The sequence below is a fragment of the Sphingobium sp. B2D3C genome (assembly GCF_025961835.1).
Classification (GTDB): Bacteria; Pseudomonadota; Alphaproteobacteria; order Sphingomonadales; family Sphingomonadaceae; genus Sphingobium.
Window position 1 is genome coordinate 2462737 of sequence record NZ_JAOQOK010000001.1, and the last position, 21426, is coordinate 2484162.

The 21426-nt window shown below is 66.5% G+C and carries 19 protein-coding genes; 8 read left to right on the plus strand and 11 right to left on the minus strand.

Translation table 11 applies throughout. The features are described 5' to 3' along the window. Positions 1-14 precede the first annotated feature (14 nt). The gene (locus M2339_RS11495; RefSeq protein ID WP_264586535.1) at positions 15-665 is read right to left on the minus strand and encodes a Tim44/TimA family putative adaptor protein; all 651 of its coding nucleotides are present in this window, start codon (positions 663-665) and stop codon (positions 15-17) included. A 354-nt stretch (positions 666-1019) separates the two neighbouring features. Here M2339_RS11495 and secB point away from each other — a divergent pair, with 354 nt between their 5' ends. The 4 genes from secB (at position 1020) to M2339_RS11515 (ending at position 5113) form a co-directional block, all read left to right on the plus strand. Next, entirely contained in the window at positions 1020-1511 is a 492-nt protein-coding gene (gene secB, locus M2339_RS11500) for a protein-export chaperone SecB (RefSeq protein ID WP_264576595.1), read from the plus strand. Between the two features lie 144 nt (positions 1512-1655). After that, complete coding sequence (murJ, locus tag M2339_RS11505; RefSeq protein WP_181558660.1) at positions 1656-3236, plus strand: murein biosynthesis integral membrane protein MurJ; 1581 nt, start codon at positions 1656-1658, stop codon at positions 3234-3236. A gap of 88 nt (positions 3237-3324) precedes the next feature. After that, positions 3325-4329 carry a tryptophan--tRNA ligase gene (trpS, locus tag M2339_RS11510; protein ID WP_264586534.1) on the plus strand — a complete coding sequence of 335 codons (1005 nt, stop codon included), beginning with the start codon at positions 3325-3327 and terminating at the stop codon, positions 4327-4329. Between the two features lie 139 nt (positions 4330-4468). Then, positions 4469-5113, plus strand: a complete 645-nt coding sequence (locus M2339_RS11515) for a DUF4136 domain-containing protein (RefSeq protein ID WP_181558658.1) — start codon at positions 4469-4471, stop codon at positions 5111-5113. A gap of 67 nt (positions 5114-5180) precedes the next feature. Here M2339_RS11515 and M2339_RS11520 read toward each other — a convergent pair whose 3' ends face one another. The 3 genes from M2339_RS11520 to tsaD form a co-directional block, all read right to left on the minus strand. Further along, positions 5181-6707, minus strand: a complete 1527-nt coding sequence (locus tag M2339_RS11520) for a lipopolysaccharide biosynthesis protein (protein WP_264606349.1) — start codon at positions 6705-6707, stop codon at positions 5181-5183. 85 nt (positions 6708-6792) lie between these two features. Continuing rightward, positions 6793-7779, minus strand: coding sequence for an NAD(P)H-dependent glycerol-3-phosphate dehydrogenase (locus M2339_RS11525; RefSeq protein ID WP_264576600.1), 987 nt, complete (start codon positions 7777-7779; stop codon positions 6793-6795). Then, positions 7776-8813 (minus strand): tRNA (adenosine(37)-N6)-threonylcarbamoyltransferase complex transferase subunit TsaD, encoded by a 1038-nt coding sequence (tsaD, locus tag M2339_RS11530; RefSeq protein WP_264586532.1) that lies wholly within the window; start codon positions 8811-8813, stop codon positions 7776-7778. The genes M2339_RS11525 and tsaD overlap by 4 nt, the downstream gene beginning before the upstream one ends. Positions 8814-8865: 52 nt before the next feature. Here tsaD and hemC point away from each other — a divergent pair, with 52 nt between their 5' ends. The 3 genes from hemC to M2339_RS11545 are packed head-to-tail and all read left to right on the plus strand — an operon-like array spanning position 8866 to position 11428. Beyond that, positions 8866-9804, plus strand: coding sequence for a hydroxymethylbilane synthase (gene hemC / locus M2339_RS11535; protein WP_264588309.1), 939 nt, complete (start codon positions 8866-8868; stop codon positions 9802-9804). Then, positions 9801-10484: a uroporphyrinogen-III synthase gene (locus M2339_RS11540; protein WP_264586531.1), complete on the plus strand. Its 684-nt coding sequence runs from the start codon at positions 9801-9803 to the stop codon at positions 10482-10484. Before hemC ends, M2339_RS11540 begins: the two co-directional genes overlap by 4 nt. A 53-nt stretch (positions 10485-10537) precedes the next feature. After that, complete coding sequence (locus tag M2339_RS11545) at positions 10538-11428, plus strand: hypothetical protein (RefSeq protein ID WP_264606350.1); 891 nt, start codon at positions 10538-10540, stop codon at positions 11426-11428. A 15-nt stretch (positions 11429-11443) separates the two neighbouring features. Here M2339_RS11545 and M2339_RS11550 read toward each other — a convergent pair whose 3' ends face one another. The 4 genes from M2339_RS11550 to M2339_RS11565 all read right to left on the minus strand — a co-directional run bounded on the left by M2339_RS11550 (position 11444) and on the right by M2339_RS11565 (position 16293). Continuing rightward, entirely contained in the window at positions 11444-11839 is a 396-nt protein-coding gene (locus M2339_RS11550) for an acyl-CoA thioesterase (RefSeq protein ID WP_264586529.1), read from the minus strand. Continuing rightward, on the minus strand, positions 11832-13943 hold the full coding sequence (locus M2339_RS11555) for a S9 family peptidase (protein ID WP_264586528.1): 2112 nt from the start codon (positions 13941-13943) through the stop codon (positions 11832-11834). The genes M2339_RS11550 and M2339_RS11555 overlap by 8 nt, the downstream gene beginning before the upstream one ends. Positions 13944-13983: 40 nt before the next feature. Next, a complete protein-coding gene (locus tag M2339_RS11560; protein ID WP_264586527.1) occupies positions 13984-15756 on the minus strand; it encodes an SLC13 family permease in 1773 nt (590 codons plus the stop codon). 90 nt (positions 15757-15846) lie between these two features. Beyond that, positions 15847-16293: a PAS domain-containing protein gene (locus M2339_RS11565; RefSeq protein WP_181558649.1), complete on the minus strand. Its 447-nt coding sequence runs from the start codon at positions 16291-16293 to the stop codon at positions 15847-15849. Positions 16294-16461: 168 nt separating this feature from the next. Here M2339_RS11565 and M2339_RS11570 point away from each other — a divergent pair, with 168 nt between their 5' ends. Further along, complete coding sequence (locus M2339_RS11570; protein WP_264586526.1) at positions 16462-18252, plus strand: aminopeptidase P family protein; 1791 nt, start codon at positions 16462-16464, stop codon at positions 18250-18252. Positions 18253-18260: 8 nt separating this feature from the next. Here M2339_RS11570 and M2339_RS11575 read toward each other — a convergent pair whose 3' ends face one another. From M2339_RS11575 to mutM, 3 genes are all read right to left on the minus strand, one after another. Next, positions 18261-19766, minus strand: coding sequence for a PAS domain-containing protein (locus tag M2339_RS11575; protein WP_264586525.1), 1506 nt, complete (start codon positions 19764-19766; stop codon positions 18261-18263). Between the two features lie 197 nt (positions 19767-19963). After that, on the minus strand, positions 19964-20584 hold the full coding sequence (locus tag M2339_RS11580; RefSeq protein WP_264574391.1) for a Pr6Pr family membrane protein: 621 nt from the start codon (positions 20582-20584) through the stop codon (positions 19964-19966). An 8-nt stretch (positions 20585-20592) separates the two neighbouring features. Beyond that, positions 20593-21402, minus strand: coding sequence for a bifunctional DNA-formamidopyrimidine glycosylase/DNA-(apurinic or apyrimidinic site) lyase (mutM, locus tag M2339_RS11585; RefSeq protein WP_264586524.1), 810 nt, complete (start codon positions 21400-21402; stop codon positions 20593-20595). Between the last annotated feature and the right edge of the window lie 24 nt (positions 21403-21426).

Sequence of the window (21426 nt, forward strand, 5' to 3'; positions counted from 1 at the left end):
CCGCCTGCGCGCGATCAGCCTTCGTCCGTCTCCACCAGCTCCCAATTGGGATCGCGGCTGGAGAGATTGCGGCTGAACGTCCAGGTTTCCGCCGTGGAGATGGCATCGTCCAGCGATCCGGCCACGACATTGCCGTCCCGGTCACGCGTGATGGCGGACAGATCCGCTTCGAAGTGGATCGCGATGAAGGCGGTGCCGCTCTCGACGCGCGCAGCGTCGATCCGCGCGTCCTCGATGCGGACGAGCTTGTTGTCCATGGTCAGCCCATCGGCCTCGCGCTGGTCGATGGCGGCGCTGAACGCCTCATACACATCGTCCGCGCAATAGGTGCGCAGCGTCTCGCGGTCGCCCTTCCAATAGGCTTCGAGGATCATGCCATAGGCCGCCTTGGCGCCACCCAGAAACTGCGCGACATCGAAGTTGCGGTCGGTCGCGATGATCGCGCGCAGACCGGGCTGGGCTGGCACTGCCACCGCATTGTCGGCCGCGCGCTGAGCGGGCGTGCGATTGTCGACCTGCCCGGAGGACGGCATGGGCGCGGCCGGACGATCGTCGGCCGGCGTGGGAAGCTGCCGCTGCTCATGACCCGTGCGCTTGCCGAGCACAGAGTAAAGCCGCAACGCCAGCAGTGCGAAGATCATGGCCAGCACGACGATGACGGTCACGAGGTCAACACCCTTCCTTCAAAATACAACCCGCAAGACATAGGCACGTTCGCGCAAAACTTCAAACGGACAACGCGCCAGATCGCCGGAACGATACCGACATTGGGTAAAAAAGCCGCCAACGCAGGCGCCCGGCCTCCCCACCCCGATTTTCGTCGGCCCCGCATGCGTTCCGCGCACCCGGGAAGCGCCACCCCATTGCCCCCGCCTTGCGTGCCTGCTAAGCGGCGCGCCCATGGACAAGGAGCGCGGTTTTGCCCGGCACGCTCGGTGTCCGGCGACTTTCCAGCTTCTAGGTCGCGGCGGTCCTGCGCCGGCGGCATGGCAGCGACCATCGAGGAACAGGATTCACGCATGACCGACACGACCGACACCGTCGCCAATGGCGCCGACACCCAGCCCCAGATCGGCCTGATCGCGCAATATGTGAAGGATCTCTCGTTCGAGAACCCGAACGCGCCGGCCGTCTACCAGTGGCAGGAGCAGCCGCAGATCGACATCAACTTCAACATCAGCAACAACCAGATTGCCGATGATGTGTACGAAGTCGCGCTGAAGGTGAGCGCTAAGGCCGTGGCCGAGCAAGGCACCGCCTTTGCCGTCGAACTGGTGTTCGCCGGCCTCTTCGGCATCCGCAACGTGCCCGATGACCAGATGCGCCCGTTCCTCTATGCCGAGGCGCCCCGCCTGCTCTTCCCCTTCGCCCGCCGCGTGCTGGCCGATGCGGTGCAGGATGGCGGCTTCCCGCCGCTCATGCTCGATCCCATCGATTTCGGCGCCCTGTACGTCCAGCAGCAGGCGCAGATCGAGGCCGCCGCGCAGGGCGAGCCCGCCGGCCACGCCTGATCATCATCCAGTCCGGCATAGAGGAAGGGTCATGCCCATGCGCTTTGCCTTTCCTCGCCTGACTGCAGCCCTTCGCCGCTCGGCCGCGCCTCAGCGCTGCCGGGCGGTGCCGTTTCAGCCCGCGTCCACTCCGGCGGGCCTGCCATGAGCCTGCTGCGCTCTACCGGCACCATCGGCGCCCTCACCCTCGTCAGCCGCGTCCTCGGCATGGTGCGGGACATGCTGATGGCGCGCTACGTCGGCGCCGGCTTCGCGTCGGACGCCTTCCTGATCGCCTGGCGCCTGCCCAACCTGTTCCGCGCCCTGTTCGCGGAAGGCGCTTTCTCCGCCGCCTTCGTGCCGATGTTCAACCGCATCATGGGCAAGGAGGGCGCCGATGATCCGGAGGCCGGACGCGCGGCAGCGATTCGCTTTGCCGGTCAGGTGCTCTCGGTCCTCTTCCCCATCCTCGTCGCGCTCACCATCGTCATGATGCTCGCCGCCGGACCGGTCGTGTGGGCGATGACCGGCGGCTTCCCGGATGGTGGTCCTGAGAAGTTCGCGCTCGCGCGCCATCTCACCATCATTACCTTCCCCTATCTCGGGCTGATCTCGCTCACCTCGCTGCTCGGCGGCATCCTCAACAGCTTCAACCGCTTCTGGGTCAATGCCGCAGCGCCGTCCCTGCTCAACCTGTGCATGATCGGGGCGCTGCTGTTCTTCCGGGGGGACACGGAGATCGAAACGGCCGTCACTCAAGCGATTGCCGTCACCGTCTCCGGGGCGATGCAATTGCTCTGGCTGATCTGGTCCTGCCGCCGGATCGGCGTGGCCCTGAAGCTGTCGGCCCCGCGCCTCTCGCCACAGGTGAAGGCGATGCTGCTGCTGATCGCGCCCGCCGCCATCGGCCAGGGCGCCATACAGATCAACCTGCTCATTTCCACCTCGCTTGCAGCGCGCTTCCTGCCGCAAGGCTCGGTGAGCTGGATCTATTATGCCGACCGGCTGAACCAGCTTCCGCTCGGCCTGATCGGCATCGGCGTGGGCACTGCGATGCTGCCGCTCATCTCCCGCCAGATCGGCGCCGGCGACACCCGCGCCGCCAATGAGACGCAGAACCGCGCGCTGGAACTGGCGCTGTTCCTCGCCTTGCCCGCCGCGATCGCCCTGTTCGTCTCGGCCGTGCCGATCATCCGCGGCGTCTTTCAGCATGGCGCCTTCACGGCGGAAGACACGCTCGGCGCGGCCGCCGTGCTCGCCGCCTTCGCACCGGGCGTCCCCGCCTATGTGCTCATCAAGGTGTTGACCCCCGGCTTCTACGCCCGTGCCGACACGAAAACGCCCGTGCGCATCGCGTTCATTGCCATGCTGGTCAATCTGGTCGGCAATCTCACGCTGATCTGGCGGTTCGGTGCCGCCGGCATTGCGGCTTCCACGGCTCTCTCGGCCTGGGTGAACGTCGCGCTGCTCTACTGGACGCTCAGCCGCAAGGAGCACCTCACCCTCGACGCACGCTTCCGCGCCAAGGCGCTGCGCATCGTCGCAGCGGGCGCGCTGATGGGCGCCGCGCTCTGGGCGGGCAACCAGCTTCTCGACGCGCATATGGCCGCCGGCTTCTGGCGCCGCCTCATCGCGCTCGGCCTGCTCTGCGGTGGCGGCGGGCTGGTCTACGCCATCGCCGCCATCGGCTTTGGCGCCTATCGCATTGCCGAACTGAAGGCGCAGTTGCGGCGCAGACCGCGCTGACGCGCCCCCTCCCGATTGTTCGCCCGGCTTGACGCCACGCCTCACGGACGACAGAGCGGGGCTCTTCTTATAAAGCAGGACTTTCCTCATGCGCGTGCTCTCCGGCATCCAGCCGACCGGTAATCTCCATCTGGGCAATTATCTGGGCGCGATCCGCAACTGGGTGCGGATGCAGGATGAGATGGATTCGGACTCGCACTGCTTCTTCTTCCTAGCGGACATGCACTCGATCACCGTCCACGAGACGCGCGAGCAAAGGCTGGCCAATGTGCGGGACATGGCGGCTGCGCTCGTCGCGTGCGGCATCGACCCGGATCGCTCCGTGCTGTTCAATCAGGCGCGCGTGCCGGCTCATGCCGAGCTGTGCTGGTTGCTCAATGGCACGGCGCGGATCGGCTGGCTGAACCGCATGACCCAGTTCAAGGACAAGGCCGGCAAGAATCGCGAGGGCGCCAGCGTCGGCCTGTTCGTCTACCCGGTTCTGCAGGCCGCCGACGTGCTGCTGTATCAGGCCACCCATGTGCCCGTAGGCGAGGACCAGAAGCAGCATCTGGAGCTGACCCGCGACATTGCGGTCAAGTTCAACGCCGATTTCGGCGTGGAGCTGTTCACCCTGCCCGATCCGATCATCCCCAAGGAGACAGCGCGGATCATGAGCCTGCGCGATGGCACGGCCAAGATGTCCAAGTCCGACCCCAGCGACATGAGCCGGATCAACCTGACGGACGACAGCGACACCATCGTGCAGAAGGTGCGCAAGGCCAAGACGGATGCCGAGCCGCTGCCCGCCGAGGCGGCCGGTCTGGCCGGGCGGGCCGAGGCGCTCAATCTGGTCGGCATCTACGCCACCCTTTCGGGCACCACGCCCGATGCGGTGTGCGCGCAGTTCGCCGGGCAGGGCTTTGGCGCCTTCAAGCCTGCGCTGGCCGATCTTCTGGTGACGCACCTCGCGCCGATCCGGGAGCGGTTCATTGCGCTGCAGGAAGATCATGCCGCGCTCGATGCCATATTGGAGAAGGGTGCGGCGGCGGCCGCAAAGGCAGCCGAGCCCACCCTGCGCGGCGCCTATGAGGCGATGGGATTGATGCGCTGAGCGGAAGGCCGCTGCGCCGTTTCGACACACGGCACGCCGATTGCAGGAACCGCATTCAACGCCAGTTCATTTGACCTAAGGTATCAAGGCGTACACTACGTCCTAGAGGGTGTACTCGCCCGAGAAACGGAACCGTCTTATGAACAGCAAGCGTCTCCTCGTCACTGCAGCGGCCTCGCTCCTTGCGCTTGGCCTCGCAGGCTGCGCCTCGCCCTTCAAGGCGGATGTGGCCCGCTTCCAGCAGCTTCCGCCCGCGCAGGGCCAGAGCTTCACCATCATGCCCGGCGAACAGGATTTGGCCGGCAGCCTCGAATTCCAGCATTATGCGGATCTGGTCGCCCAGCGTCTGGTCGATCAGGGCTATACCCGTGCGGCCGATCCGGCGAGCGCGCAGCTCGTCGTTGAGCTGGATTATGGGGTGGATCGCGGTACGCAGCGTGTCCGCTCGACCGGCTTTGCCCGCTCGCCCTTCTACGATCCCTTCTATTATCCAGGCTACTACCGTGGCTGGCGCGGCCGCTATGTGATGGGCTGGAACGATCCCTTCATGTGGGGACCGGGCTATACGGATATCGAGAGCTACATGGTCTACCAGAGCGATCTGCACATGCGGATCAACCGGGTCGGCGGCGAGCCACTGTTCGAGGGCACCGCCCGCGCCCAGTCGCTCAGCAACAAGCTGACCTATCTGGTGCCGAACCTCATCGACGCGCTGTTCACGGGCTTCCCGGGGCAGAATGGCGAAGAGGTCCGCGTGACCGTGGCGCCCGAACCGAAGAAATAGGCTTTCGGCAGATTATCGAACAGGCCGGTGCCCTCCCAATGGGCGCCGGCCTTTTTCTTGGGGCTCGTCAGGCGGGCGTGTCGTCCCCGCTGGCACCGAGCTTCTGCTTGCGGAACAGTGTGCGGTCGGCCTCGCCGAATGCGACCTTCCACATCAGCACGCAATAGACAGCCAGCGTGAGCGGCAGGCCAACCACCAGCTCGATCCATTCGAGCCGGCGCGGGAGCAGCGTGAAGCCAAAGCCGACAAGCCCGGCTACGACACCGCAGAGCACAAGGCTCGACCGCCAGATCGGCAGGCGCATCCCCAGCAGACCGCTGAGCAACCGGGATTTGGCGATGGCGCCGCAACCAAGGGCAATCGCCAGCGCCACCGCCGGCATCGCGGCGACATAGCCGTCCGCCAACTCATAACAGCGCGCCACGATGAGCAGGCCCACCGTCAGCATCGCCTGCAGGCCCACGGTGGCCAGCGAGAGGTAGAGGTTGCGCAGGCGGGCGAGGTACACCAGCGCCGCCTCGCTCACCACCGCCGGGCTCGCGAGCACTTCCGCCGCCAGCAGGCCGCCAAGCGCGGCGGCACCGATCACGAAGGTCGGCCCGACCAGTCCCATCACCGCCTCGCCCGGCATCGCCAGCGCCACGGCGACGCCAAGCTGCGCCGCGACGATCCAGAAGCCGACCTGGCTCACCTGGCGCCCAATCGCCTCATGATTGCCGAGCGCGATGTTGCGGGTGATGACCGGGCCGAGAATCGGCTCGAAGCTGGTCTTGAGCTTCTGCGGCAGGGAGGCGACCTGCTGCGCGACATAATAGATGCCGACGATCGCCGGGGACGCGAACAGGCCCAAAATGGCGAGATCGAGACGCCGCGTGCCCCATTCGATGGCGTCCGCGCCGGCCAGCGGCAGATTGCGCATGGCCAGATGCCAGATCCGCCCCGGATGCGGCCGCCAGCCACGCGGCAGGCCATAATGGTGCATCAGCGGCCAGAACGCCGCCAGCATCGCGGCCGCCATTGAGGCGACATAGGCGAGGATCAGCCCGTCGCGCGGCGAGTAGAAATAGAGCGCCAGCGCCGCGATGCTGATTGTCCACGGCTCCACAATGGCCCGCGCCCGCACGGTCGCGGCGATGTTGTATTGATAGGCACAGGCTGCCAGCGCCACCTCGGTCGTCGCAATGGCGATGACGATCAGCGGCAGCAGCCGGTCCAGCCCGTTGAGGCCGCTATTGGGGAACATCGCCTCAGGGAAGATGATGAGCAGGCCCGCCGCCACGGCGCTGACGAGGATGCACAGCCACATGGCATCGGCAACGACATGGGCCTGTGGGCGGCTGTCCTTCGCCAATTGCTCGGCCAGACCGCGCTTGAGCCCCATGGTGGCCAGTTGCGCGGCAAATTCGATGACCAGCACGGCATAAGCGAAGCGACCGAGCGTCGCCGCGCCATAGAGCCGCCCGGCAATGAACAGGAAGGGAATGCGCGCCGCCAGCCGCAGCACGAAGCCCAGCACATTGGCCCTGCCGCCCCGCGCCAGCGCCGAGATGTCATCGCGTTCGGCCTGCTCGGCCTCCCCACGCGCTATGGTCATGCAAGGCGCTCCCCGGCGCGGGCCGTTGCGCCGCGCCAGCCAGCCATAGGCGTTGCGATCGATGTGCGCAAAGTCTCTTGGTCCCTCATTCGGCGCGTAACGGCCGGGCCAGTAGCGCGGCGATCACATCGTCAACGCGCGACGCGCCGGAAAGAAGCGCGCAGACCGCTTCCGTGACGGGCATATCGATGCCCTGTGCGCGCGCCGCTTCGTGCAGCACCGGTGCCGTCGAGGCCCCCTCGGCCACCGTATGGCGATGGGCCAGCAGCGCATCGGGGGATTGCCCCTGCCCCAGCCCATAGCCCAGCGCATAATTGCGGGACCGGGTCGAGGAACAGGTCAGCACCAGATCGCCGAGACCCGACAGGCCGGCCATCGTCTCCGGCCGCCCGCCCCGCGCGAGGCCGAAACGGGTCATTTCCGCGAAACCGCGCGCAATCAGGGCCGCACGGGCATTCTGCCCCAGTCCCGCGCCCTCGACCACGCCGCAGGCAATGGCGAGGACATTCTTGACCGCGCCGCCGATCTCGGCGCCCACCACATCGTCGGAGACATAGGGCCGGAAGGTCGGTCGCGCGATCACATCCGCCAGCAGCCGCGCCAGCGCTTCTTCCTCAGCAGCGAGCGTGACAGCCGTCGGCAGGCCGGCGGCGACCTCATGCGCGAAGGTCGGGCCCGAGAGCACCGCCACCGGCGAGCCGGGCATCACCTCGCGGGCGACTTCATGCATCAGCAAGTGCGACCCGGCCTCGATTCCTTTCGAGCAGAGAATCAGCGACTGGCCCTGCGGCGCGAACTGGGAGAGAACGGCGCGCATTGATTGGGAGGGCGTCACCACCAGCAGCGCCCCGGCGCCGGCGAGATCGCCCGGCGCCTGCGTCGCCCGAATGCGCGGCGAGAGGGGCTGGCCGGGCAGATAGGTCTCATTCTGGCGGCGCGTGTTGATCGCCTCCACCACCGCGCCATTGCGCGCCCAGAGCAGCACGTCGCTGCCCCCTTCCGCCAGCACCTGCGCCAGCGCCGTACCCCAGGCGCCACCACCGAGCACGCCGATTGGCCCTGCCGCGTTCATGCCTTCACCCCCGCGCCGCGCACCGTCTCGGCGCTCGGGTCCAGCGGCCAGCGCGGGCGCGCCGCCACGGCGAGATCGTCCACCAGGCCGAGCGCGAACCGCTCCGCCCCCGCCCAGCCGATCATCGCGGCATTGTCCGTGCACAGCCAGAGCGGCGGGGCGACGAATCGCAACTCGTGCTGAGCGGCTAGCCCCTCCAGCGCGCCGCGCACGCCCGCATTGGCGGCCACACCGCCAGCGACGACCAGCGCCGTCGGCCGGTCTGCCATGGCTTCCAGAGCGCGCTTGGTGCGATCTACTAGACAATCGATCACTGCCTGCTGGAAGCTCGCCGCGATGTCGGCATCCGCCCACCGCCCGCTCTCGACTGCGCGCATCACGGCGCTCTTGAGGCCGGCGAAGGAGAAATGCGGCTCGCCGCTCCCGATCAATGGGCGCGGCAGCGGCACGGCGCGCGGATTGCCCTGCGCCGCCACCGCCTCCACCTTCGGACCGCCGGGAATGCCGAGGCCGAGCAGCTTGGCGGTCTTGTCAAACGCCTCGCCCGCTGCATCGTCGATGGTCGTGGCAAGCCGGCGATAATCGCCGACCCCACGCACTTCGAGTAGCTGGCAATGCCCGCCCGAGACCAGCAGCAGCAAATAGGGGAATTCCAGCGATGGATCGGCCAGACGCGGTGACAGCGCGTGGCCCTCCAGATGATTGACCGCAATCAGCGGCTTGCCAGCCGCATGGGCCAGCGCCTTTCCAGTGACAAGGCCGACCATCACCCCGCCGATCAACCCCGGCCCTGCCGTTGCGGCAATGGCATCGACATCGGCGAGGCTGAGCTTGGCATCAGCCAACGCCGCTTCCACGAGCGGAATCAGCGCCTCGACATGCGCGCGCGCCGCGATTTCCGGCACCACACCGCCATAGGGGCCATGCGCGGCTTCCTGCCCCGCCAGACGGTGGGCAAGGATTGTGCGATCGCTGGCGACCAGCGCAGCCGCCGTTTCGTCGCAGCTTGATTCCAGACCGAGGATGATGGGCATGGCACTTTCCTCTAGAGACGTGCGCGCGCAGGGTCTATCGGCATTCGCCATCATGCCCGAGCAGTTTCCCTCGCCCACCGCCCCGCTGCGCCTCGGCACACGCGGCTCCCCCCTTGCCCTGGCCCAGGCGAAAATGACGCTGGCCGCGCTTGCGCTCGCCCACGGCCTGCCCCGTGAGGCGCTGGAGATCGTCGTCGTCACCACCAGTGGCGACCGCATTCAGGACCGCGCCCTGGCTGAACTGGGCGGCAAGGCGCTGTGGACCAAGGAACTGGACCGTGCGCTACTGGCGGGCGAGATCGACGGCGCCGTGCATTCGATGAAGGATGTGGAAACGATCCGCCCGGAGAGCATCCACATCGCCGCCATGCTGCCGCGCGCTGCGGTGGAGGACCGGCTGATCGGCGCGCCGAGCATCGAGGCCCTGCCGCAGGGCGCGCTCATCGGCACCGCCTCGCCCCGCCGCGCCGCCCAGTTGCGGGCGCTCCGGCCAGACCTGCGCACGACGCTGCTGCGCGGCAATGTCGCGCGGCGCCTCGCCAGCGTGGAGGCCGGCGAGATCGATGCGACGCTGCTCGCGGCGGCGGGCCTCAACCGGCTCGGCATGGAAGATGTCGGCGCCACCGTCCCTGCCGAGGTCATGCTGCCCGCCGTCGCGCAGGGCGCGGTCGGCATCGAATGCCGCACCGATGACGAGCGGATGCGCCGTCTGCTCGCCGCGATCAGCGATGCGCCGACGCAAACCTGCGTTCTGGCCGAACGCGCGCTGCTGCTCGCACTGGGCGGCAGTTGCCACTCGCCCATCGGAGCGCTGGCGCGGCTGGCCGGCGCCGGCGTTCATCTGCGCGGGCAGATCCTGCTGGAGGACGGCGGCGAGCAGGTCTCCGGCGAGATCATGTTGCCCACAGGCGACACGGCTGGCGCCGCCGCACTGGCCGCGCAATTGCTCGATGGCGCCTCCCCAGCCCTGCGGAGCCTGTTCACGCCGTGAACCGCCCCTATCTCATCCTGCGCCCGCAACCGGGCAATGATGCGTCTGCCGCCAAAGCCGCTGCGCTCGGTCTTGAGGTGGTGCAATTGCCTCTCTTCGAGGTGGTTGCGGTCCATGAAGAACCGCTCCCGCAAGGCCCGTTCGACGCCCTGCTCGTCACCAGCGCTAATGGCGCACGCTTTGGTAGCGAAGCGCTGGCGCGATTCCCGGACCTGCCGGCTTATGTCGTGGGCGAGGCGAGCGCGGACGCCGTGCGCGAGGCTGGCCACTCCAATGTCATCATCGGCGGCGGCGATGCGGCGTCCACCGTCCCCGTGATCGTCGCGGCCGGCCACCGGCGCATCCTCCATATCTGCGGGGAAGAAACGCGCCCCTTCGATCCGCTCGATCTGCGCATCACGCGCCATATCTGCTACCACACCGAGGCGCGGGATATGCGGCGCTACACCAAGATGCTGGTGACCATGCCCCCCTCCGTCATCGCCGTGCATTCGCCCGCTGCCGGGCGCCGCCTCAACGCGCTGATGCCGCCTGCCTGCCGCAACCATTTCCTCATCGCGATCAGTCAGGCAGCGGCTAACGCCACCGGATCGGGCTGGCGCCGGGTGAGCGTCGCGCCGGAGCCGAACGATAGCGCCTTGCTGCGCCTCGCAACCTCGCTATGTATAGGCGCCTCTTGAGGGATCGGGCAGAACAGATGGACGGCAACGCACCGGAAAACGGTGTCGGTGAGATGACGGACCGAGCGCAACCGCCGCGCCGGAGCCGATTGCGGCTGATCGTCGCCTGCTCGCTGATCGCCTTCCTGCTCGGCCTCGGTGCGATGGCCTGGATCATGACCAATTGGGATCGGCTGTCCTTCGGCCCCGGCAGCGATCCGGCGGCACTCACAGACGATATGAACGCGGCCCAGAATGGCGCCGAGAGCGGGGCGAATGGGCAGGCGCCGGATGCCACGCGGTCGCGCGGTCTCTCCGACGTCACCGAACGCCCCGAAGATCGCGTGCTAACGCTTGAGCAGCGCCTCAACCGCATCTCGCTTGCTGCCATTGCGGCCTCTGGCCATGCCAACCGGGCCGAGGCGATGATGATCGCCTTCGCCGCCCGGCGCGCGCTCGATGCCGGCCAGCCGCTCGGCTATATCGAGGGCCAGCTCCGGCTACTGTTCGGCGATGCGCAGCCCAAGGCCGTCGCCACCATCGTCAACGCCGCGGCGCAGCCGGTGACGCTCACCACACTGCGCCAGGGGCTGGAGCAGGTCCGTAGCACCGCCCAGCGCGGTGACCCGAATCAGGGCTGGTGGTCGGCAGCGATGCGGGAGTTGCGGGGTCTGGCCGTGATCCGCCACGCTGGCGATCCCTCCCCAGAGCTGGACGAGCGCATCACGCGCGCGCGGATGTTCACCGAATCCGGACAGATGGAAGCCGCCATCGATGAAATCGCAGCGCTTCCGGCCCAGCCGGAGGCCGAGCTGTGGCTGGAGCAAGCCCGCCGCTACAAGGAAGCCCGGCGCGCGCTCGATGTCATCGAAGCCGCCGCCATTCTGGAGCCGCGCGCCGCACCCATCGTGGCGCCCGCCCCCCTGCCCACCGAGACCGAGACCGGGGCCAGCCCTCAGCCCTGACCGCGCGGTGGTGCGTCAAGCCAGAAAGATCGTCGCGAGATCGGCGGGCACCCGCGCCAGCCGGCCCGTCTCCTTGTCGATCATCGCCCAGGTCGTCCGTGCATTCACCTTGGGCGTGCCATCGACACCGGTGAAGGCGATCAGCCGATCGAACCGGGCGCCGCGCGGCGGCTCCTCGATCCAGGTCCGCGCGAGCACCGTCTCGCCTTCGGTCACATTGCCGCGATAATCGATCTCGTGACGCGTCACGACCCACACATAGCGCGCCTGCGCGTCGGGCGGCGCCAGCGATTCCCAATGGGCGGTGGCAAGCTGCTCCATCCACCGCACCCAAACGGCGTTGTTCACATGGCCCATGATGTCGATGTCATCGGGGCCGGCCGTAAAGTGCTGCTCGAATGCCTTACCCATGGCCGCCCCCATGGCCGCCCGCACCCTGCCCGACTTCTTCCATGCCAAGCTGCCAAAGAATGAAGGCGAATTCCTCCGCCGTTTCCCGGAGCGATTCCCAGCGACCGGACTTGCCGCCATGGCCGGCTTCCATATTGGTCTTGAGCAGCAGCACATTGTCGTCGGTTTTGAGTTCGCGCAGTTTCGCGACCCATTTCGCCGGCTCCCAATAGGTCACCCGCGGATCGTTGAGGCCCGCCGTCACCAGCATCGGGGGATAGGCCTGCGCCTTCACATTGTCGTAGGGCGAATAGCTGGCGATCAGGTCGTAGGCGGCGGCATCCTCGATGGGGTTGCCCCATTCCGGCCACTCGCCCGGCGTCAGGGGCAGCGTCTCATCGAGCATCGTGTTGAGCACATCGACGAATGGCACATGCGCGACCACAGCGCCCCACAGATCGGGATCGGAATTGACGATGGCGCCCATGAGTTCGCCGCCAGCCGAGCCGCCCGACGTCGCGATCTTGCCCGCCGAGGTGTAGCCAAGGGCGATCAGCCCCTTCGCCACATCCACGAAATCGTTGAACGTGTTGGTGCGCTTCTCCAGCTTGCCGTCCTTGTACCATTGCTGGCCAAGGTCATCGCCGCCGCGGATATGCGCGATAGCGAAGGCGAAGCCGCGGTCGACGAGGCTGAGTCGCGTGGTGCCGAAGCCCGGCTCGATGGCAATGCCATAAGCACCATAGCCATAAAGGTAGAGCGGCCGGGAGCCATCGAGCGGATGGTCGCGCCGGTGCAGCACGGAGACGGGGATCGGCGTGCCGTCCCGTGCGGTGACCGTGAGGCGCTGCGTGGCATACAGCCCCGGATCGAAGCCAGACGGAATCTCCCGCACCTTGAGGGTTTCGCGATGTCCGTCGGCCAGCCGATAGTCGAAGATCGTCTCGGGCGTGACCATCGATTCATAGCTCAGCCGCAGCGTATCGACATCATATTCGGGATTGTCATCCAGCCCAGCGACATAGCTCGCCTCGGGAAAATCGAGGCGCTTGGGCGTGTTGGTTGCGTAATCGCGGATCTCGACCTGATCGAGGCCGTTCTCGCGCCCTTCGGTGACATAGAAGCGCTTGAACAGGCTGAAATCGGTCAGGTAAAATGCGTCGGAGGCCGGCAGCACCTCTTCCCACTGGTCCGGCGTCTCGATGCGCGCGCGGGCCAAGCGGAAATTGGGGTGGGTGTCATTGGCGCGGATGTAGAGCCAGCCCTCATGCTCATCCACATCATATTCGCGTTCGGGCACGCGTGCCGAAACGAGGATCGGCGCGGCAGTCGGGTCGCCGGCCGGCACCAGCCGCACCTCGCTCGTCACATGATCGCCGGTGGCGATGACGATCCAGTTTTCCGCGCAGGTGAGGCCCACAGAGACGCGGAACCCTTCGTCCGCCTCATGGTACAGCATGACATCCTGCGCCACATCGGTGCCCAGGCGGTGCAGCATCGCGCGATCCGTGCGCCACTGGGCGTTGGCCGGGGCATAGACAAGCGCGCGATCATCGCGGGTCCAGACCAGCGCCGAGAGCACGTCCGGAATGACGTCGGGCAGCATCTCGCCGGTTTCCAGATTGCGGATGCGCACCGTGTAGCGCTCCGACCCGTTGTCATCGATCGCATAGGCGAGCAGCCGGTCATCATTGGAAATCGCGACGCTGCCGAGCCGGAAATAATCCTTCCCCTCCGCCAGCGCCGGCTCATCGACGATCAGTTCGTCCGCCGATCCGTCCTCCGCCGCGCCGACCTTGCGGCGCCAGTGGCGGCGATATTGCTCGCCTGCTTCGAAGGTGCTCCAGTAGACATAAGCCCCGTCCTTCTGCGGAACGGAGCCGTCCTCCTCCTTGATGCGGCCCTTCATCTCCGCGAACAGCGCATCGACCTGGCTCTTGCGCGCCGCCATATGCGCCTGGAAATAATCGTTCTCGGCCGTCAGATAGTCGAGCACGTCGCGATCCGTCACCTCGGGATAACCGGGATCGCGCAGCCAGGCCCAGGGGTCGTCCAGCGTGCGATTGTGGTGGACGGAGCGGTGGGGGCGTTGCGCCGCGCGGGGCGGCTGGAGCGTATCGGTCATCCCCGCCAGATAGGCGCTCGCACCGCCGCGCTCAATGCCGTCAATAGAGCGCCGCCAGTGCGAGGCATGTCGTCAGCCCGACCACGACGTTCATCGGCAGGCCGATCCGCAGGAAATCGGCGAAGCGATAATTGCCGGCCGCATAGACCATAGTGTTGGTCTGATAGCTGATCGGCGTCGCGAAACTCGCCGAAGCCGCGAACATCACCGCGATCAGCAACGGGCGCGGATCGGTGCCGAGGGTCGTCGCCAGGCCGATGGCAATCGGCGTCATGATCACCGCCACCGCATTGTTGCTGACGGCTTCGGTGAGCGCGCTCGACGCAAAATAGACGATGAAGAGCAGCACCAGGGGGCTGGCGCCCTCCAGCAGCGGTCGCATCGCGTTGACCAGCAGGGTAATGCTCCCCGCCTGATCGAGCGCCGTGCCAACGCACAGCATGCCGTAGATCAGGACAAGCACATCGCCATTGATCGAGCCCCAGGCTTCATCGCCATCGATGCAGCGCGCGGCGAGGACGATGCCGACGGCGATCAGTCCTGCAACCATTATCGGGACGAGACCCAAGGCGGAAAAGACGATGGTGCCCGCCAGCGCGGCGACCGCGATGGGCGCCTTGGTCGGGCGGAAAGCCACGCCTTCGGTCTCTTCCACCCCGATGAGGTTCTGGTTCTCGCGCAGCGCATTGATGGCCGCCTCTGACCCGGTGACCAGCACCGTGTCGGCAGCGCGCACGCGGCTATCGGCCAAGGTCGGCCCGGCGTCATGGCGATGCCGGGTAATCCCCAGCAGCCGCACCGGCAGCACATTGAGGAACGGGATTTCCACCATCCGGTTACCGATGCTCGGGTGACCGGGTGAAATGATCGCCTCCACCACCAGCGGCGCATCGGCTTTGGTGTTGCCGACCGTCGCGATGCCAAGCTCGATGTCCTTGTTGGTGCGCAGGGTCATCAGATCGGCCAGCTTGGCGCGCACCACGAGGCGATCGCCCGCCATGAACGGCTCGTCCATAGCCTCGATCAGCTGGCTGCCCCGCTGGATGCTCACCAGTCGAACCCGCTTGAGGAGACCGCTTTCGGAAAGGTTTTTGCCGATCAGGCCGCTATCCCGCACGATCCTGATCTCGCTCAGGAACACCCGGTCCGCGTCGCTGTGATAGGGGGCGCCGTCACCATCCGGGAGCAGGAAGCGCCCCAGCACCGCAAGGGCGACAGTCCCGGCGGCGGCCACGATGATGCCCACCGGCGTGATCTCGAAAACGCTGAATGGCGCGACGCCCAGATCGCGCGCGACGCCATCGACCAGAAGATTGGTCGACGTGCCCACCAGCGTCAGGGTTCCGGCCAGCATGGAGATGTAGGACAAAGGAATGAGCAGCTTTTTGGCGGAAACGTTGATCGCCGAGGCCAGCCGCAACACGATCGGGATCATGATGACCACGACCGGCGTGTTGTTCATGAATGCAGCCGCCGCGAGCAAGCCAACGACCAGTTCGATCATCGCGCGGATCGGATGCGCCTTGGCGCGGGCCACGATCCAGTTGCCGATCACATCCAGAATGCCGGTGCGGGTCAACGCGGCCGAGAGCACGAACATGGAGGCAATGGTGATCGGCGCGGGATTGGCGAATGCGCGCAGCAGCGATGCGCTGTCCAGCAAGCCCGTGACGAGGAAGGCGCAGACGCCCAGCACGGCGATCACCGTCGCCGGATAGCGCTCCCGCACGAACGCCACGAAAAGTCCCACAAGGATGACGAGCCCGACAAGGGCCTGGTTGGCGTCGATGATCGCAGAGAGCCAATCAAACATCACCCTCCCCTAACGCCCCTGTCGGACCGCGTCGAGCAGCCCCGTCGGCTATGGCAATGTCAGGCTATAGAGACGAGCGGCCCGCCGCTGTCACATCTGCGTCTCATACTCCGCCGTGACATCCTGCTTGGTGCCGGTGAGCCGCACGACACGCCGTTCGCACAGCACCGGCACGGCCGTCAGCCGCATCCAGCGCAAGGCGCCATCCGGCCGGCGCAGCCGCGCATCCATGGTGAACCCGCGACGATGGCGAATCGCATAGGCCCGCAGCGACTCCATCGCCGCCCGCGAGTCCGCCAGATAGATCGATGTCGCCAGCGACCGTGTCAGCTTCTCTTCCACGGGGATGCCGAACAGATCGTAGACGGCTCTGGACCATGTCAGGCTTTCGTCGGTCAGCCGGCAGCTCCACAGGCCAATGCCCTGATTGTCCAGCGCGCTCTCCTCCCGATTCACCATGGGCATGATCGGCAGGCGCCAGCTTGCCTCGTAAACCGGCCAGCTATGCGTCAGAAAAGGCGTTTGCCCGGTGGTCATAGGGTGATCTTTGCTCTGGTCCTGATCGCATGAGCGTTCCCGGTCTTGTTTGCCAGCAGTGGCGGCAAATGCTGGCAAGCCGTCTGGAAACGCTTATGCTGTCCGGCAGAGATTAACGAGCGCCCCTTAAAAATGAACGAATGCGGGCGCGAACAGGAACGCTTGTCCATGTCTACCCATGAAGATCGCCTGCGCGCCCTGCGCGCCCAGCTGTCCCGCCAGTCGCTCGACGGATTCGTCGTGCCGCTCACCGATGAGCATCTGTCCGAATATGTCGGCGGCTATGCGCAGCGGCTTGCCTGGCTCACCGGTTTTCTGGGCTCTGCGGGCAGCGCGGTGGTCCTGCCGGAGGAAGCCGCGATCTTCACGGACGGGCGCTACACCTTGCAGGTGCGCGATCAGGTGGATGGCGCGCAATGGCAGTTCGAGAGCGTGCCGCAAACGAGCGTCGCCGCCTGGCTCGGGGTCCATGCCCCGGCGGGCGGACGGATTGGCTATGATCCTTGGCTTCACACCCGCCGCTGGGTGGAGGAGGCGACGCGTGCGCTTGCCAGCAAGGGCGCCACGCTCGTGCCGGTCGACCATAATCCCGTCGATGCCGTGTGGGATGATCGGCCCGATCCCAGCAAGGCCCGCCTCGTGCCGCATGAAGACCGCTATGCCGGGCAGAGCAGCGCCGCCAAGCGCGCCGATATGGCGGACTGGATGAAAGCGCAGGACGTGGACGCCACCGTCCTCACCGCGCTCGATTCGATCGCCTGGACCTTCAACATTCGCGGCGCGGACGTGACCCACACGCCGGTCGCGCTGGCTTATGCCCTGCTCCATGCGGACGGCAAGGCGCAGCTCTTCGTCGACCCCGCCAAGATCGATGCCGATGTGCGCGCGCATCTCGGCAATTCGGTCGACATCCTGGACCGCGCCGCTTTCACCGATGCGCTGGCAGGGCTTGCCGGCAAGGCCGTCGCTGTCGACCCCGACCGCGCCGTCTCCGCGATCTTCGAAGCGCTGGACAAGGCCGGCGCCCTGATCAAGCCGCTGCGCGATCCCGCTGTTCTGCCCAAGGCCGTGAAGAACCAGACCGAGATTGCCGGCCACAAGTCTGCGCAGGCGCGGGACGGCGCGGCCATGGCCAAGTTCCTCCACTGGCTGTCCATCGAAGGCCCCAAGGGCGGGCAGACCGAAATCAGCGTGTCGGACCGGTTGCAGGCGTTCCGTGAAGAAACCGGCGCACTCGTGGACCTCAGCTTCGACACGATTTCCGGCTCAGGCCCAAATGGCGCCATCGTCCATTACAAGGCGAGCGAGGCGACGAACCGGCCGGTTGAGGCGGGCTCGCTGCTGCTGGTCGATTCAGGCGGGCAATATCGGGACGGGACGACCGATATCACCCGCACCATGGCCATCGGCACGCCCACGCAGGAGATGTGCCACCGCTTCACCTTGGTGCTCAAGGGCCATATCGCGCTCGCCTGCGCGCGCTTTCCTGCCGGCACGCGCGGCAGCCAGCTCGACGTGCTCGCCCGTCAATTCCTGTGGGCCGAAGGGCTGGATTATGCCCATGGCACCGGACACGGCGTTGGCAGCTTCCTGTCGGTGCACGAAGGCCCGCAGCGCATTGCGACGTTCGGCGGCGGGGACGAACCGCTGCAACCCGGCATGATCCTCTCCAACGAGCCGGGCTATTACAAGACCGGCGAATATGGCATCCGCATCGAGAACCTGGTGCTGGTGGTGGAGAGCGGCACCGGCGAAAACGACCGGCCCTTCTATGCCTTCGAGACGCTGAGCCATACGCCGATCGACCGCGCCCTCATCGCCGTCGACGGGCTGACCCCGGCTGAACGGGCCTGGGTGGACGCCTATCACGCACGCACACGGGAGATCATCGGGCCGCAGCTGGATGGCGAGGAGCTGGCATGGCTGCAGGCTGCCTGCGCGCCACTGACTGCTGACTGACAGGGGAGTCAGGCCGCCTGCAGGCGATAGGGGATGGTCGTCGTGACCTTGAGGCCGCGCGGCAACCATTCCCGCACGAAGGTGCCGCGCAACTGGCGCTCGATGCTCAGCCGGATGAGATCGGACCCGAAGCCCTGATGATCGCCGGGCGGCGCGCTGTCGCCCTTGCTCTCCTGCCACTCCAGCCTGAGCTGTTCCGAAGATCCTGAGATCATCAGGTCCACAAACCCTTCCGGCGAGGAGAGCGAACCATATTTGACGGCGTTGGTCGCCAGTTCGTGAAACACGAGGGCGATGGGGGTCATGTAGGTTTCGGCGAGCAGCACATCGTCGCCGCGAATGCGGATGCGCTCAATGCCCTCCAGATTATAGGCCGCGAACAATTCGCCGAGCAGCCCCTGCAACGTCAGCGTCTGCGCGCCCTCGCGCGGCTGCACATAATCATAGGCCCGCCCCAGCGCGGCAATCTGGTCGCTCATTTTCGAGCTGAAGCCCTTCAGCTCCGGAACGCCCCGGCTGGAGAGGTAGAGCAGCGAGCCGATGACGGTGAAGATGTTCTTGATGCGATGGACCAGCTCGCGCGAGAGAAGCTCCTTCTGCTCGCGCATGATCCGCTGATCGTGAATGTCCGTGCAGGTGCCGAACCAGCGCACGATGTTGCCGGCATCATCCCTGATCGGCAATGCGCGCCCGAGCGTCCAGCGATATTCGCCATCGAACCGGCGCAGGCGATATTCGATTTCATAGGGATCGCCGGTGGCCAGCGAATGGCTCCACACCTCCCATGCCTTGGCCTGATCGTCGGGATGGAACTGGCCGTTCCAGCCGGTCCCGTCGGTCCGGCCGAGCTGCGCACCGGTAAATTCGTACCAACGCGCATTATAATAATCATGATAGCCATCGGCCCGCGTGGACCAGACCATTTGCGGCATGGCGTCGGCCAGCACCCGAAAGCGCTCCTCGCTTGCCGCCAGATCGGCTTCGGCGGCATTCTCCCAAGCCCGATGCGCGAGCATGACCCGTCGGGCCTCCAGCCGCCGCATCGTGGCTTCCGCCAAGACGGTGAGACCCTGACGTTGAATGTCGGTCAGCCCAGTGCGCGGCTCTGGTGAGATGACACAAAGCGACCCCAGCGCCTCGCCACTCTTGGATACAAGCGGCGCCCCGGCATAAAAGCGAATATGCGGTTCGCCAGTGACGAGCGGATTATCCTGAAAACGAGCGTCCTGCGTCGCGTCGCCTACGTCCATGACATCATGGCCGAGCATCGCGTGCGCGCAGAAAGACATGCTCCTGGGCGTCTCGGTGGCGTCGATCCCGGTCTTCGCCACGAACCTCTGGCGATGCTCCTCGACCAGACTGACCAGCGCGATGGGGCAGTCGCAAAGCTGGCCGGCAAACTCGACGATGCGGGTCAGTTCCTCGTCGCCGAACAGCCCGTCGATCTCATAAGCCTCAAGCGTGATGCGCTCTTCGGGCGAAACAGCGTCGCGGTTGCTCTCAGCGCTCGCCATGGGCGCTCACAATCCGGCCTCGGCAGACGTAAGGCTGCGCGCGTGAAGAGGGCCAATATGTGAGGAGCAAGATCGTCATGGGGAGACACCCATGTAGGAACGCAAAGGCGGAAGTCCATGCGGACTTTTGCGTATCTGCGGGATTTCGTCGCAGGAAGTGTCTCTCAATCAGTCGTTTCTTGATCTCTGGCGCAGATTCATCCCAACCGGCGGTCAATCCACACCACCACGGCTCCGACAAGCATGAAGCCCAAAGCGATGAGGCCCACGGTCACGCCAACCTGCGCCCAGCCGTGGCGGGAGACATCGAGGAAGGGATAGGGATAGCGCCCATCGAACTGCGCCCGCCCGATGGCATAGGCCAGATAAGCCAATGGCAGCAGCGCCCAGCGCAGCGTATCGGCATAGACCAGCCGTCCCTTGGGCACGAACACGAGCCAGTAGAGCGCCACCGCAGGCGGGGCGATGTAATGGAGCAGGAGGTTCGAGGTCTCGGCGGGGCCGCTGAGGCTTTCCGTCGCGCGCAGCAGCACTGCATAGACGATGCCGATCAAGCCCATGGCCAGCATCACGCCCGCGAGCCGGCGGGGATGACTCGGTGCCTTCGCCCCCAGCGCCACGCCAAACAGCACCACGCAGCTGAGCAGATTGCCGATTACCGTAAAAAAGCGCAGCATCGTCCACGCGGCGGCCTGGGGTGAGCCCGTCGTCTCCAGAGAGACGGCAAAGCGGATCGAAAGTCCGGCAAAGGCGATGAGGCCGACCAGCAGCGCCGCGATGCGCGCGGACATGGACAGCGTCTTGGTGGGTGGGCGCATCTCTCGGCCTAGCTCTGGCAAGTGGGGCAGTAAAAAGTGGAGCGGCCTGAATCGACCCGGCGCTTCACCGTGCCACCGCAGGGGCAGGCCAGCCCTTCCCGCCCATAGACGCGCCAGTCCTTGGCGAAATAGCCGAGCTCGCCATCCGGCCGCGCATAATCGCGCAGCGTGGAGCCGCCGGCGGCGATGGCGGCCACCAGCACCGCGCGAATGGCCTCGACCAGCCGCGCGAGCCGCGCCCGCGAGATCCGCCCCGCCGCCCGCGTCGGCGATATGCGGGCGATGTTCAGCGCCTCGCACACGTAGATGTTGCCCAGCCCGGCGATGATCCGCTGGTCCAGCAGCATCGCCTTGATCGGTGCCGCCCGCCCCTCCAGCGCCTGCGCCAGATAGTCGGCAGTCAGCGCATCGCCCAGCGGCTCGGGGCCAAGGGCAGCGAAGGGCGGGTAGGCGTCCAGCGCATCGGTTGGTGTGAGGTGCACGAACCCGAACCGGCGCGGGTCATTGAGGGCAAGGCGGTGGGTGGCCGTCTCCAGCAGCAGATGATCGTGCTTGCCCACTTCGCTCGGGTCGATCCGCCAGCGCCCGGACATGCCGAGGTGGAAGATCATGGTGTCGCCGCGATCGGTATCGATCAGGCCATATTTGGCGCGTCGGCCCAGCCCGGTGATTCGCGCCCCGGTGAGCCGCTGGCGCAGATCGACCGGGAAGGGAAAGCGCAGGTCCGCCCGGCGCGGCTCGACCAGCGTGAGTTGCGCCCCGTCGAGCACCTGACGCAGGCCGGCAACGGTGGTTTCGACTTCGGGAAGCTCAGGCATTCCTGCAGGCATAGGCCGAGGCGC